This window comes from Pseudomonas sp. H26/SER47-MNA-CIBAN-0231 (assembly GCF_040310465.1).
GTDB classification, from domain to species: domain Bacteria; phylum Pseudomonadota; class Gammaproteobacteria; order Pseudomonadales; family Pseudomonadaceae; genus Aquipseudomonas; species Aquipseudomonas atacamensis.
This window is the reverse complement of sequence record NZ_JBEOPW010000017.1, coordinates 24,987-39,465: the sequence shown is the minus strand read 5'-3', so window position 1 is coordinate 39,465 and position 14,479 is coordinate 24,987. Positions and strand designations below refer to the sequence as shown.

Genomic DNA, 14,479 nt, shown 5'->3' with positions numbered 1-14,479 from the left:
AGCGAGCCTGCTCGCGAATGGGCGTCACATCCAACAGGGATGTTGGCGGCCAAACCGCTTTTGCGAGCAGGCCCGCTCCCACAGGGGTTTTGCATTCCTTCAGGGCAATCCGCGCGGTTTATTACACCGCAGCGTTGTAGAACTGCTCGCTACTCTTCTGCTCCACCAGTGCCTGCTCAATCGCAGCTTGATGAACCTCATCGGAATGCTCTTCGCGAGCTTCCGGCTGGATACCGAGGCGCGCGAACAATTGCATGTCCTTGTCTGCCTGCGGGTTGGCGGTGGTGAGCAATTTGTCGCCGTAGAAAATCGAGTTGGCGCCGGCGAAAAATGCCAGGGCCTGCATCTGCTCGTTCATCGCTTCGCGACCGGCGGACAGACGTACGTGAGATTGCGGCATGAGGATGCGCGCCACGGCGAGCATGCGGATGAAGTCGAACGGGTCGATGTCTTCGGCGTTTTCCAGCGGCGTGCCGGCGACTTTTACCAGCATGTTGATTGGCACCGACTCCGGGTGCTCCGGCAGGTTGGCCAGCTGGATCAGCAGATTGGCGCGATCGTCCAGCGATTCGCCCATGCCGAGAATGCCGCCGGAGCAGATTTTCATCCCCGACTCACGCACGTAAGCCAGCGTCTGCAGACGTTCGCTGTAAGTGCGGGTGGTGATGATGCTGCCGTAGAACTCCGGCGAGGTGTCGAGGTTGTGGTTGTAGTAATCGAGACCGGCCTTGGCCAGCGCCTCGGTCTGCTCCTGATCGAGACGTCCGAGGGTCATGCAGGTTTCCAGGCCCAAGGCTTTCACCCCTTCAACCATCTTCAACACATACGGCATGTCTTTGGCCGACGGATGTTTCCACGCCGCGCCCATGCAGAATCGCGTCGAACCAATGGCTTTGGCGCGGGCCGCCTCTTCGAGGACTTTCTGCACTTCCATCAGCTTTTCTTTTTCCAGACCGGTGTTGTAGTGCCCGGACTGCGGGCAGTACTTGCAGTCTTCTGGGCAGGCGCCGGTCTTGATCGACAGCAGTGTCGAGACCTGCACGCGGTTGGCGTTGAAATGTGCGCGGTGCACCGTTTGCGCCTGGAACAGCAAGTCGTTGAATGGCTGTACGAAGAGTGCTTTGACTTCGGCCAGAGACCAATCGTGACGCAGGGTGGCAGTGGTGCTCGCGCTCATGGGCAATTCCTTGGTTATGCTTGGCTGGCGCCGGGGAAAATGGAATATCCACAGGCGCTACACGGATGTTCGGCATATTTAAGGAAGAGCGATGCGCTGTCAACCGCAACACCACGGACAGGTTTACATCTGTTTAAAAAACATACAGACCTGTTTGCTGTGCGATGAGCCCGCAGAAGCACAAATGCCAATGTGCGAGGCCTGCGAAACCGAATTGCCCTGGCTCGGCAGTCATTGTCAGAGCTGCGCTTTGCCGCTGGCGGCGGATGGCCTGACCTGCGGCGAGTGCCTGCTAGAGCCTCCGGCCTTCGAGCAGGTCGCCGTGCCCTGGGTTTATGGCTTCCCCGTGGACAGTCTGATTACACGGTTTAAACACAACGCGAAATGGCCGTTTGGTCACCTGCTCGCCGACGTTCTCGGCCAATACCTGCAGCATCGCTTCGCCGAGGACTTGCCGCGACCCGATGTGCTGCTACCGGTGCCGCTGGCCAATAAACGCCTGCGTCGGCGAGGATTCAATCAGGCGGCGATGCTCGCGCGCTGGTTGAGCGTGTCGCTGGATTTGCCCTGTGAAGAACAGCTGCTGCGGCGAGTCATGGACACCGACGCCCAACAGGATCTCGACGCCAAGGCGCGCAAACGCAATTTGCGCAATGCCTTTGCGCTGGCGCCTGATGCAGAGGTAAGCGGCCGCCATTTCGCGCTGGTGGATGATGTTCTGACCACGGGCGCGACCGCTCAGACACTGGCGCGGTTGTTGATGAATGCAGGTGCGGCGCGGGTTGATGTGTATTGCCTGGCTCGGACGCCGAAGCCCGGTACCTGAAGCGAATACAGTTCTCATGTGCGAGCGAGCCTGCTGGCGAATGGGCGCCACATTCAACAAAGCTGTTGTTGGTCAAACCGCTTTCGCGAGCAGGCTCGCTCCCACAGGGGGCTTTGCGTCAGGCTTGACTCATGCGTTGCAAGTGGCCAACGTCCCTCTCATCGCCCGAGCCAGAAGCGTTCTGCCATGTCCCTGCCCACCCTGCTCTCCCAACACATCGTCCGCCGTCCGCAGCGCATTGCCCTGCTGCAACACATCGCCGAGCAGGGCTCGATCACCCGTGCGGCGAAAAGCGCGGGGCTCAGTTACAAGGCGGCATGGGATGCGATCGATGAGTTGAACAACCTGGCGCAGAAACCCTTGGTCGAGCGCGTGGTGGGTGGCAAGGGTGGTGGCGGCGCCAGACTGTCCAGCGAGGGCGAGCGGGTGCTGCGCCTGTATCAGAAATTGCAGGCGTTGCAGGCGCAGGTGCTGGAAGCGGCGGAAGACGCCAGTGATCTCGACCTGCTTGGGCGGCTGATGCTCAGGACCAGCGCGCGCAATCAGTTGCATGGCACGGTCGCGGCCATTCAGGCGCAGGGGCGCAACGATCTGATCCGCCTCGAACTGGCAGAAGGCATTGCTCTGGAGGCACAGATCACCCACGACAGCACCGTGCATCTGGAATTGCAGGTCGGTACCGAAGTCATGGCGCTGATCAAGGCTGGCTGGCTTGATTTGCTCGGTGCCGATCAGCCGGCCACGCCCGGACACAATGTCCTGCGCGGCACCATCGAAGCCATCCTCGATGCTGAGGACGGTCCCAGCGAGGTGCGCATTTCCCTGCCCAACGGCCAGACACTTTGTGCCTTGGCCGAACCGCTGCACTTGCGCAACCAGCAAATCGCCGTGGGGTCTGCGGTGCAGGTGCAATGTGCGCCGTCCAACGTGCTGATCGGCACGCCGCTCTGATTTGTCTTGCCACAAAAGCGTCATCGACCCGCATTAAGGTGTTGCCCATAACCAAGCAGGGAGCCTGATGTGAGCCTATTAGAAGAAAACCAATCCACTGATCTGGAAAAAATGGTCGGCCTCAGCCGTCGCGGTTTCATCAGCGCCGGTGCCTTGTGCGGCGCGGCGATGTTCCTCGGCGGCAACCTGCTGAGCCGCAGCGTCATGGCCGCCAGCGTCAGCGCCGGCAACAGCCGCCTGCTCGGTTTCGAGAGCATTCCTGCGGCGACCACCGACGCCATCAGCCTGCCCAAGGGCTACAAGTCTTCGGTGCTGATCAGTTGGGGCAAGCCGTTGCACAAGAACGGCCCGGCCTTCGATCCGAGCGGTAACGGCACCGCTGCCGCACAGGAAGTGCAGTTCGGCGACAACAATGACGGCATGAGCCTGTTCGCCTTCCCGGACGACAAGAACCGCGCGCTGATGGCGATCAACAACGAATACACCAACTATCGCTACCTGTATCCGCATGGCGGCATGCCGCAGTCGGCTGAAGACGTGCGCAAGGCATTGGCCTGCGAAGGCGTGTCGGTGATCGAAGTGCAGCGCAAGAACGGCCAGTGGCAATTCGTCCAGGGCTCGCGCTACAACCGCCGCATCCACGGTAACTCGCCGCTGCGCATCAGCGGTCCGGCCCGCGGCCACGACTTGATGAAAACCGCTGCCGACAAGCACGGTAAGAAAGTCCTCGGCACCTTCCAGAACTGCGCCAACGGCAAGACACCGTGGGGTACCTACCTGACCTGCGAAGAAAACTTCACCGACTGCTTCGGCAGCAGCAACGCCCAGCAGCAGTTCGATGCCGCGCAAAAGCGCTACGGCGTTGTCGCCAGCAGCAAAGACATCAACTGGCACCCGCACGACCCGCGCTTCGACATGGCCAAGAACCCCAACGAGCTCAACCGCCACGGCTGGGTGGTCGAGATCGACCCATTCGATCCGCAATCGACTCCGGTCAAACGCACCGCGCTGGGCCGCTTCAAGCATGAAAACGCCGCACTGGCCGAGACCGACGATGGTCGCGCGGTGGTGTACATGGGCGACGACGAGCGTGGCGAGTTCATTTACAAATTCGTCAGCCGTGATCGCATCAACCATCGCAATCAGAAAGCCAACCGCGACATCCTCGATCACGGCACGTTGTATGTGGCCAAATTCGATGCCGGCGACGGCAACCCTGATCACCCGAAAGGCCAGGGCCAGTGGATCGAACTGACCCACGGCAAGAACGGCATCGACGCCAGCAGCGGATTTGCCGATCAGGCCGAAGTGCTGATCCACGCGCGCCTTGCCGCCAGCGTGGTTGGCGCAACGCGCATGGACCGCCCGGAGTGGATCGTCGTCAGTCCCAAGGACGGCCAGGTTTATTGCACCCTGACCAACAACGCCAAGCGCGGTGAAGACGGGCAACCGGTGGGCGGGCCAAACCCGCGCGAGAAGAACGTTTACGGGCAGATTCTGCGCTGGCGTACCGACCGCAACGATCACGCCTCGAAGACGTTTGCCTGGGATCTGTTTGTGGTCGCCGGCAACCCGGGCGTGCATGCCGGGACGCCGAAGGGTGGCTCATCCAACATCACCCCGCAGAACATGTTCAACAGCCCCGACGGTCTGGGTTTCGACAAGGCCGGACGCCTGTGGATTCTCACCGACGGCGACTCGAGCAACGCTGGCGACTTCGCCGGGATGGGCAACAACCAGATGCTCTGCGCCGATCCTGCGACCGGTGAGATTCGCCGTTTCATGGTCGGGCCGGTGGGTTGCGAAGTGACCGGGATCAGCTTCTCGCCGGATCAGAAAACCCTGTTTGTCGGGATTCAGCATCCCGGCGAGAACGGCGGTTCGACCTTCCCCGAGCATCTGCCCAATGGCAAGCCAAGGTCTTCGGTGATGGCGATTACTCGCGAAGACGGCGGGATTGTCGGCGCCTGATAAACCGCTCTCGCGAGCAGGCTCGCTCCCACAGGGAATCGCATTCCAAGGTGGGGCGAGCCTGCTCGCGAAGAGGCCCGGGCAGACACCAACACCCTTCGCGCCGCCATCTGCGCTACCATGCCGAGCCGGACGCAGCAGCCTGCTGCGCGCAGGAGTCAGCATGGCCCACCCGTTTGAAACCCTCACCCCCGATCTCGTCCTGGATGCCGTTGAAAGCATCGGTTTCCTCAGCGACGCGCGCATTCTGGCGCTCAACAGCTACGAAAACCGTGTGTATCAGGTCGGTATCGAAGACTCCGAGCCGCTGATTGCCAAGTTCTATCGTCCGCAGCGCTGGACCAACGAGGCCATAATCGAAGAGCACCAGTTCACTTTCGAACTGGCCGACATCGACATCCCGGTGGTAGCGCCACTGATCCACAACGGCGAAACCCTGCATGAGCACGCCGGCTTCCGCTTCACCCTGTTCCCGCGTCGTGGTGGCCGGGCGCCGGAGCCGGGCAATCTTGATCAACTGTATCGCCTCGGCCAGTTGCTCGGGCGCATGCATGCGGTGGGCGGCACCAAGCCGTTCGAGCACCGCGAAGCCCTCGCCGTGCAGAACTTCGGCCATGCCTCGCTGAACACTTTGCTCGAAGGCAATTTCATTCCCAAGAGCCTGCTGCCGGCTTACGAGTCGGTTGCCCGCGACCTGCTCAAACGCGTCGAAGACGTCTACGCTGCCACGCCGCACCAGAACATCCGCATGCACGGCGACTGCCACCCCGGCAACATGATGTGCCGCGACGAGATGTTCCACATCGTCGACCTCGACGACTGCCGCATGGGCCCGGCGGTGCAGGATATCTGGATGATGCTCGCCGGCGATCGCCAGGAATGTCTCGGGCAGTTGTCGGAATTGATGGACGGCTACAACGAATTCCATGATTTCGACCCGCGCGAGCTGGCGCTGATCGAACCGTTGCGCGCCTTGCGCCTGATGCACTACAGCGCCTGGCTGGCGCGGCGCTGGGACGACCCGGCGTTCCCGCACAGTTTTCCGTGGTTCGGCACGGAGCGGTATTGGGGCGACCAGGTGCTGGCGTTGCGTGAACAGTTGGCGGCACTGAATGAAGAACCGCTGAAACTCTTCTGATTCAAACCTGAAACCTGTGGGAGCGAGCCTGCTCGCGATAGCGGACGGACATTCAACTTTGATGTTGGCTGACCCGACGCTATCGCGAGCAGGCTCACTCCTACATTTGTCCGGTGTTCACAAATTCACAACTCACTTGCAGACAAATCTCCTTACAATCCCTCCTTTGTCAGCTGCCTGAGCAAGGATTCTGCATGCAAGCCGCCAACCCGCGTCGCGGGTACATTCTGGGCCTGAGCGCCTACATCATCTGGGGCCTGTTCCCGATCTATTTCAAAGCCATTGCCGAAGTCCCGGCCGTCGAGATCATCATCCACCGGGTGCTGTGGTCGGCGCTGTTCGGTGCGTTGCTGCTGATGGTGTGGAAACACCCGGGCTGGCTGCGCGAGCTGCTCGACAATCCCAAGCGCCTGGCGATTCTGGCTCTGAGCGGCACGCTGATCGCGGCCAACTGGCTGACCTACGTGTGGTCGGTGAACAACGGCCGCATGCTCGAGGCGAGTCTGGGTTACTACATCAATCCGCTGGTCAACGTGCTGTTGGGCATGGTGATCCTTGGCGAACGGCTGCGGCGCATGCAGTGGGTCGCGGTCGGTCTCGCGGCCATCGGCGTAGCGCAGCAGGTGTGGCAGGTCGGCAGCTTGCCGTGGGTGTCGCTGGCGCTGGCGCTGACCTTCGGTTTCTATGGCCTGATCCGCAAGCAGGCGCCGGTCAAGGCGCTGCCGGGGCTGGTAGTGGAAACCTGGATGCTGGTGCCGATCGCAATTGCGTGGTTGCTGTTCAATCAGACTGCGACGAGTGTGCAGCCGGCTTTCTGGACCACCTCCGAAGCCTGGTGGCTGGTGGCTGCCGGTCCGGTGACGCTGGTGCCGCTGGTGTGTTTCAACGCCGCCACCCGCCACTTGCCCTACACCACCATCGGCTTCCTGCAATACATCGCGCCGACGCTGGTGTTGCTGCAAGCCGTGCTGCTGTTTGGCGAGCATTTGTCGTCCAGCACGCTGGTCGCGTTCATGTTTATCTGGGCCGGTCTGGCGGTCTATAGCATTGATGCGTGGATAAGTTTGCGCCGGCGCGCCTGATCAAAAAACGCACAAACCTCTACAGGCCACGGTTCTCGTGGCCTGCATCGTTCCTTCCCAAGCTTATCCACAGCCTGATCCCCGCCGTTTGTGCGCAAGTCGCTGAATATTGGCGGTTTTTTGATCAACCTGCGCAAAGCCACGGCCGGCGTGGCGTGGCGGTCTGTCTCTACAGGTTATCCACAGGCAGGTGCACGTTAAACCTGAATAACCCTGTCTGCGCTTAAACCTCTGTGCGTAACACCAATTCGACCATCAGATCATCGGCCAGGGTTTCCAGGCGCGCCTGCAAAACGTCGAGCGACAAGGTGAGTGGTACCGCCAGAATCGCCTCAGCGTGAAACAGCGGCTCGCTGCTCATCGGCGCCGGGCGCACCTCAGTTACCAGTCGCTCCAGGTTTACGCCCTGCTCGCTCAAGAGCCGAGTGATATCGCGGACGATACCCGGCCGGTCATTGCCGACCAGTTCCATGGCGATCGGTTTCCACGTGCAGGACTGCTCCACTCCGCTTTCGGCAATCAATACCCGAATGCCATGGGCCGACAGCGCTTGCAGGGCATCGACCAGTTCGTCGTAAGCCTCCGCCGGCACGCCCACGCGCAGAATTCCGGCGAACTGCCCGGCCATGCGTGACATGCGGCTTTCCAGCCAGTTGCCGCCGTGCTCGGCAATGCATTGGGCGATGCGCTCGACCTGCCCGGGCTTGTCCGGGGCGAAAACGGTGAGTACGAGATGGTCCATGGCGCAGCCCTCTTGTCATGACTTTTGTTATCGAAGGGCAAGTATAGGCAAGCGGATTGATTCAGCCTGACCCAGTGTTGGCAGATGATGACCTGTGGCGAGGGGATTTATCCCCGTCCGGCTGCGCAGCAGTCGTGAGTCCTGCCAATTGGGTCTGCCAGCCGGACCGCAGGGGGCGGCTTCGCCACCCAACGGGGATAAATCCCCTCGCCACAAATCGTTACACCCAAATTGCTCCTTAGCAGGCCCACAGTAATTATGTGTACAACTTTTGATATTTAGCTGGAACAATCCAATGCTTTTTTGAGAACATCCGGTTCCGCGACGTGACCGCAATGCGTCATGAGGTCGCAGAACGACGTAATTAGTCTGATTTTCACAAGCGCAACTCATCATGTAGTATGCCGCAGCGCGCACTACATAACGCTGGATCGATGTCTGCCCAAGGCCCTTCGCAACCCTGAAAGCCCCGTCAGCAAGGCCTCCAAGCCGTTGATTGGTCCTAGCCCAGCCGCCAGTAATGGCATGTACTGGTCCGCAGGTTTGTGGTTTAAATGGCCGGAAGCTTCATTGTTAAATTGACGAGCTGAAAAGCGAAATAGCTGAGCAGAGTGAGGCAAGCAATGACTGAACACGTTCAAGTCGGTGGCCTGCAGGTCGCCAAAGTCCTGTTCGACTTCGTGAACAACGAAGCCATTCCCGGTACCGGCCTCACCGCCGAACAATTCTGGGAAGGTGCCGACAAGGTCATTCACGACCTGGCGCCGAAGAACAAAGCCCTACTCGCCAAACGCGATGATTTCCAGGCGCGCATCGATGCCTGGCATCAGCAGCATGCCGGCCAGGCGCACGATGCCGTGGCCTACAAAGCTTTCCTGCAAGAGATCGGTTATCTACTGCCAGAAGCGGCTGATTTCCAGGCGACGACGCAAAACGTCGACGATGAAATCGCCCGCACCGCCGGCCCGCAACTGGTCGTGCCGGTGATGAATGCGCGCTTCGCGCTCAATGCTTCGAACGCCCGCTGGGGTTCGCTGTACGACGCCCTCTACGGCACCGACGCGATCAGCGAAGACGGCGGCGCGGAAAAAGGCAAAGGCTACAACAAGGTGCGTGGCGACAAAGTCATCGCTTTCGCCCGTGCTTTCCTCGACGAAGCCGCACCACTGGCCGCCGGCTCCCACGTCGATTCGACCGGCTACAAAATCGCTGACGGCAAACTGGTCGTCACTCTGAAGGGCGGCAGCAACAGCGGCCTGCGCGATGACGCTCAGTTGATCGGTTTCCAGGGCGACGCCAACGCGCCGATCGCGGTGCTGCTCAAGCACAACGGCCTGCACTTCGAAATCCAGATCGACGCCAGCACCCCTGTCGGCCAGACCGACGCCGCCGGCGTCAAAGACATCCTCATGGAAGCGGCGCTGACCACGATCATGGACTGCGAAGACTCCGTGGCCGCAGTTGATGCCGACGACAAAGTGGTGATCTACCGCAACTGGCTCGGCCTGATGAAGGGCGACCTCGCGGAATCCGTGTCCAAGGGCGGCCAGACCTTCACCCGCACCATGAACCCGGATCGCACCTACACCGCGCCCAATGGCGGAGAAGTGACCCTGCACGGTCGTTCGCTGTTGTTCGTGCGCAACGTCGGCCATCTGATGACCATCGATGCGATCCTCGACAGTCAAGGCAACGAAGTACCGGAAGGCATCCTCGATGGTCTGGTGACTTGCCTGGCAGCAATGCACAACCTCAACGGCAACACCTCGCGGCGCAATACCCGCACCGGTTCGGTGTACATCGTCAAACCGAAAATGCACGGCCCGGAAGAAGCGGCGTTCACCAACGAGCTGTTCGGGCGCATCGAAGATGTTCTGCGCTTGCCGCGTAACACCCTGAAAGTCGGGATCATGGACGAGGAGCGCCGCACCACGGTCAACCTCAAGGCTTGCATCAAGGCGGCCAGCGAGCGCGTGGTGTTCATCAACACCGGTTTCCTCGACCGTACCGGCGACGAAATCCACACCTCCATGGAGGCCGGCCCTGTCGTACGCAAGGCTGACATGAAGGCCGAGAAGTGGATCGGCGCCTACGAGAACTGGAACGTCGATATCGGTCTGAGCACTGGCCTGCAAGGTCGTGCGCAAATCGGTAAAGGCATGTGGGCCATGCCGGATCTGATGGCAGCGATGCTCGAGCAGAAAATCGCTCACCCCCTCGCCGGCGCCAACACTGCCTGGGTGCCATCGCCGACCGCCGCTGCGCTGCACGCGCTGCACTACCACAAGGTTGACGTGTTTGCGCGTCAGGCCGAACTGGCCAAACGTGCCCGTGCCTCGGTGGATGACATCCTGACCATCCCGCTGGCGGTCAACCCGAACTGGACACCAGAGCAGATCAAGAACGAACTGGACAACAATGCCCAGGGCATTCTCGGTTACGTGGTGCGCTGGATCGACCAGGGTGTCGGTTGCTCGAAAGTGCCGGACATCAACGACGTCGGCCTGATGGAAGACCGTGCGACGCTGCGTATCTCCAGCCAGCACATCGCCAACTGGCTGCGCCACGGTATCGTCAGCCAAGAGCAAGTGATGGAAAGCCTCAAGCGCATGGCGCCAGTGGTTGACCGCCAGAACGCCAACGACCCGCTGTATCGCCCGCTGGCACCGAACTTCGACAGCAACATCGCCTTCCAGGCGGCGGTCGAACTGGTGATCGAAGGCACCAAGCAGCCGAATGGCTACACCGAGCCGGTGCTGCACCGTCGTCGTCGCGAGTTCAAGGCCAAGAATGGTCTGTGACTTGAGTTGATGGTTGGAATGAAAAAGGCCCTGATCGAGAGATCAGGGCCTTTTTGTTTTTGAGGTGGATTGATCGTTCCCACGCTCTGCGTGGGAATGCAGCCCGGGACGCTCCGCGTCCCACAACTGCGGACGCGGAGCGTCCATTGATGCATTCCCACGCAGAGCGTGGGAACGATCATCTGCTGGGCGGCGAAATATGTCTTAAGGTTCTATGCCCAATTCGTGTTTCACCAACTCAAGCAACTTCCCCGTATCAATCGGCTTGAGCAGAAAATCCACCACGCTCAAGTGCATCGCTTCGATCGCATCTTTCACATCGGCATCGCCGGAGACGATGATGATCGGCATCGCTGCCCGTACCGATTCACGCACCTGGCGAATCAGCTCGAGGCCATCGACATTGCCCATGCGCAGGTCGGTAATCACCAGGCCGATCGAAGGCTTTTCATCGAGCATTTTCAGCGCGGTTTCACCGCTGGCTGCGGTCATGCAGCGAATGCCGTCCAGCGCGAGAATCTCCGACAACAGCTCGCGGGCGTCCTTGTCGTCGTCGACGATCAGGACACGCTGCGGCGGCAGATCAGGTTCGAGCATCACTGCGCTGAGCGCTTCCCGCTCGGCGTCGCTCAAAATATCGTGGTCGGACATGGCGCTCTCTAAATGTTCAAACAATCCCTGGCAAGTCGTCAGACATCACCGGACAGCGCTTCAATGTGCACTTCGTCGGAATTTTTTCCAAGTGCCCAAGGCAAGCTTTTCCGAGCTTTTGCGTAGGTTATTTCCGAAAATCGGCCAATGGTGGCAAAACCTAGACTTACGTCCAATGGGCACCCTGCCCGCCGGGGTCGACCATGGTCGCAACGATCCGACAACAACAATTCGAAAAAGACTGCGGTAATGGTTATGAGCAAAGCGGACGCCTTCACCCAGGCAGGGAAAACCGCGGTGTTGCAGAACATTCAGGGCACCCTGCAATTCCTCCAGCGCTTCCCGCCCTTCAATCAGATGGAACACGCCCACCTCGCCTATCTGGTGGAGCAATGTCAGCTGCGTTTTTTCGCCCAGGGCGAGAGCATCATCAAACCGGCCGACGGCCCGGTGGAACACTTTCATATCGTCAAACAGGGTCGGGTAGTCGGCGAACGCCAGCACATCACCAAGCCCGGCACAGAGACCACGTTCGAAATCACCACCGGCGAATGCTTTCCGCTGGCGGCGCTGCTCGGTGAACGCGCCACACGCACCGAGCACCTGGCGGGCGAAGACACCTTCTGCCTGCAACTGAACAAACTGGCGTTCATCAAACTGTTCGCCCTCTCCAGCGCCTTCCGCGATTTCGCCTTGCGTGGGGTGAGCAGCCTGCTCGATCAGGTCAACCAGCAAGTCCAGCAAAAAGCCGTGGAGACCCTCGGCACCCAATACTCGCTGAACACTCGTCTCGGTGAACTTGCGATGCGCCATCCGGTGACTTGCAGCGCCGATACGCCACTGCGTGAAGCGGTGAAGCTGATGCACGAGCAACAGGTCGGCAGCATCGTCGCGGTGGATGAGCACAAGACGCCGCTGGGGATTTTCACCCTGCGCGATTTGCGCCATGTGGTCGCCGAAGGTGTCGGTGATTTCAGCGACGCCATCGAACAGCACATGACTCGATCACCGTTTTATCTGTCGCCGGATCACAGTGCCTTCGATGCGGCGATCGCCATGACCGAGCGGCACATTGCTCACGTCTGCCTGGTCAAGGATCAACGCTTGTGTGGCGTGGTGTCCGAGCGTGACCTGTTCTCCCTGCAACGGGTCGATCTGGTGCACCTGGCCCGAACCATCCGCAGCGCGCAACGGGTCGAACAACTGGTGACCTTGCGCGGTGAGATCGGCCAACTGGTCGAGCGCATGCTCGCCCACGGCGCGTCGTCGACGCAGATCACTCACATCATCACCCTGCTCAACGATCATACGGTGTGTCGGGTCATTGAACTGACCCTCGCCGAAAAGGGCGACCCGGGTGTGCCGTTCAGTTGGCTGTGTTTCGGCAGCGAGGGTCGACGCGAGCAGACGCTGCACACCGACCAAGACAACGGCATCCTGTTCGATGCTCGCGATGCGGCGCACGCAGCAGAAATACGCGGCAAGCTGCTGCCGATTGCCCAGCAGATCAACCAGAGCCTGGCGCAGTGCGGTTTCACTCTGTGCAAGGGCAACATCATGGCCGGCAATCCCGAGCTGTGTCTGTCGCGGGCCGAATGGGCACGACGCTTCGCGGCGTTCATCCGCGAAGCCACGCCGGAGAACCTGCTGGGCTCGAGCATTTATTTCGACCTGCGCGTGGTCTGGGGCGATGAGCAAGGCTGCGAGCAATTGCGCCGGGGCATCCTCGATCAGGTCGCCGACAACCGTTTGTTCCAGCGCATGCTGGCCGAGAACGCGCTGCGCAATCGCCCTCCCGTTGGGCGCTTCCGTGAATTCGTGCTGGCCCGCAAGAACGGCGAGAAAGCCACGCTGGATCTGAAGATCCAGGGCCTGACGCCGTTCGTGGACGGCGCCCGTCTGCTGGCGCTGGCCAATGGCATTGACGCCAACAACACCCTCGAACGCTTTCGCCAACTGGTCGATAAAGAGGTCATCGAGCCGCTCGACGGCGCGGCGTATGAAGAGGCCTATCACTTCATTCAACAAACGCGGATGCAGCAGCATCAGTTGCAAACCCGGGAAAATCAGCCGTACTCCAACCGCGTGGATCCCGACAGCCTCAATCATCTCGACCGGCGCATCCTGCGCGAATCCCTGCGCCAGGCGCAGCGCCTGCAAAGCAGCCTGACCTTGCGGTATCAGCTATGAGCCTGTTCTCCTGGCTACGCCCGGCCAGCCCCGTGGTGTCGGCGGACTTGCAGCAGCGGCTGGCAAAGCTGCCGGCGCTTGCCGAGCTGAGCGAATGCAGCCTGCGCGAGCAGCGCTGGGTGGTGCTGGACCTGGAAACCACCGGCCTGAATATGAGCAAGGATCGGGTCCTGTCGATCGGCGCGGTGGTGATCGAGGACGGCGCGATCGATTTCAGCCAACAGTTCGAGCGCACACTGCAATGTCGCGAACTGAAGCTCAGCCCCAGCGTACTGATTCATGGCTTGGGGCCGAATGCGATTGCCGCAGGCAGCGACCCGGCGGAAGCGTTGCTGGAGTTGCTGGAGTTCATCGGCGACAGCCCGGTGCTGGCGTTTCATGCGCCGTTCGATCAGCACATGCTCGGGCGCGCAGTGAAGGAGCACTTGGGGCATAAGCTGCAGCATGTGTTTCTGGATGTGGCGGACATCGCGCCGCTGTTATGTCCGCAGGCGCAGATTCGCGAGGCCGGGCTGGATGAGTGGATCGAATGGTTCCGGCTTGAAGTGTTCGAGCGGCATAACGCGAGTGCCGATGCGCTGGCCACGGCGGAGTTGGCATTGATTCTGTTCAGCCGGGCGCGGGCGCAGCAGATTTACAGTCCGTTGCAGTTGCAGCAGCGGTTGAGCCAGTGGAAGCGCAGGCAGCAGGCGCCGTCCTTTTAGAATCATTCAGATCAAAAGCCCCTCACCCCAGCCCTCTCCCGGAGGGAGAGGGAGCCGATCGTGGTGTCTGAAGCCTTATATCGACCTGAAAGACCGAGTCGATTGAGGAATCGCTGAAAATCGTTCAGGTCGGTGTACCTCCAGAATATCCCCCGATCAGTCCCCTCTCCCTCCGGGAGAGGGCTAGGGTGAGGGGCTGCCCTTGATTCATCACCTGACCAGTGGCCAATTGCTAACCATTCCCAC

11 protein-coding genes are annotated in these 14,479 nt (G+C 60.6%); 8 read left to right on the top strand and 3 right to left on the bottom strand.

All coding sequences use genetic code 11. The features are described from left to right. Positions 1 to 121 precede the first annotated feature (121 nt). Positions 122 to 1,177 (bottom strand): biotin synthase BioB, encoded by a 1,056-nt coding sequence (gene bioB, locus AAEZ10_RS21760; protein WP_016772860.1) that lies wholly within the window; start codon positions 1,175 to 1,177, stop codon positions 122 to 124. Positions 1,178 to 1,268: 91 nt separating this feature from the next. Here bioB and AAEZ10_RS21755 point away from each other — a divergent pair, with 91 nt between their 5' ends. From AAEZ10_RS21755 to rarD, 5 genes are all read left to right on the top strand, one after another. Beyond that, positions 1,269 to 2,003, top strand: coding sequence for a ComFC family protein (locus AAEZ10_RS21755; protein ID WP_350570956.1), 735 nt, complete (start codon positions 1,269 to 1,271; stop codon positions 2,001 to 2,003). A 186-nt stretch (positions 2,004 to 2,189) separates the two neighbouring features. Beyond that, the gene (locus AAEZ10_RS21750; protein ID WP_350570954.1) at positions 2,190 to 2,954 is read left to right on the top strand and encodes a TOBE domain-containing protein; all 765 of its coding nucleotides are present in this window, start codon (positions 2,190 to 2,192) and stop codon (positions 2,952 to 2,954) included. A gap of 69 nt (positions 2,955 to 3,023) precedes the next feature. Further along, positions 3,024 to 4,925: a PhoX family protein gene (locus AAEZ10_RS21745; protein ID WP_350570952.1), complete on the top strand. Its 1,902-nt coding sequence runs from the start codon at positions 3,024 to 3,026 to the stop codon at positions 4,923 to 4,925. Positions 4,926 to 5,088: 163 nt separating this feature from the next. After that, complete coding sequence (locus AAEZ10_RS21740; protein WP_073476508.1) at positions 5,089 to 6,063, top strand: serine/threonine protein kinase; 975 nt, start codon at positions 5,089 to 5,091, stop codon at positions 6,061 to 6,063. Positions 6,064 to 6,257: 194 nt separating this feature from the next. Then, positions 6,258 to 7,145 (top strand): EamA family transporter RarD, encoded by an 888-nt coding sequence (gene rarD / locus AAEZ10_RS21735; RefSeq protein ID WP_122751572.1) that lies wholly within the window; start codon positions 6,258 to 6,260, stop codon positions 7,143 to 7,145. 223 nt (positions 7,146 to 7,368) lie between these two features. Here rarD and AAEZ10_RS21730 read toward each other — a convergent pair whose 3' ends face one another. Then, positions 7,369 to 7,887 carry a glycine cleavage system transcriptional repressor gene (locus AAEZ10_RS21730; RefSeq protein WP_016772854.1) on the bottom strand — a complete coding sequence of 173 codons (519 nt, stop codon included), beginning with the start codon at positions 7,885 to 7,887 and terminating at the stop codon, positions 7,369 to 7,371. Positions 7,888 to 8,510: 623 nt separating this feature from the next. Between AAEZ10_RS21730 and AAEZ10_RS21725 the strand changes: the two genes are divergently transcribed. Further along, positions 8,511 to 10,688 carry a malate synthase G gene (locus AAEZ10_RS21725; protein ID WP_350570948.1) on the top strand — a complete coding sequence of 726 codons (2,178 nt, stop codon included), beginning with the start codon at positions 8,511 to 8,513 and terminating at the stop codon, positions 10,686 to 10,688. 204 nt (positions 10,689 to 10,892) lie between these two features. Here the strand turns inward: AAEZ10_RS21725 and AAEZ10_RS21720 are convergent, their stop codons facing one another. After that, the gene (locus AAEZ10_RS21720) at positions 10,893 to 11,339 is read right to left on the bottom strand and encodes a response regulator (RefSeq protein ID WP_016772851.1); all 447 of its coding nucleotides are present in this window, start codon (positions 11,337 to 11,339) and stop codon (positions 10,893 to 10,895) included. A gap of 255 nt (positions 11,340 to 11,594) precedes the next feature. Here AAEZ10_RS21720 and AAEZ10_RS21715 point away from each other — a divergent pair, with 255 nt between their 5' ends. Both AAEZ10_RS21715 and AAEZ10_RS21710 read left to right on the top strand, forming a co-directional pair. After that, positions 11,595 to 13,529, top strand: a complete 1,935-nt coding sequence (locus AAEZ10_RS21715) for a putative nucleotidyltransferase substrate binding domain-containing protein (RefSeq protein ID WP_350570946.1) — start codon at positions 11,595 to 11,597, stop codon at positions 13,527 to 13,529. Further along, positions 13,526 to 14,233 (top strand): 3'-5' exonuclease, encoded by a 708-nt coding sequence (locus tag AAEZ10_RS21710; protein ID WP_350570944.1) that lies wholly within the window; start codon positions 13,526 to 13,528, stop codon positions 14,231 to 14,233. The genes AAEZ10_RS21715 and AAEZ10_RS21710 overlap by 4 nt, the downstream gene beginning before the upstream one ends. Positions 14,234 to 14,479 lie beyond the last annotated feature (246 nt).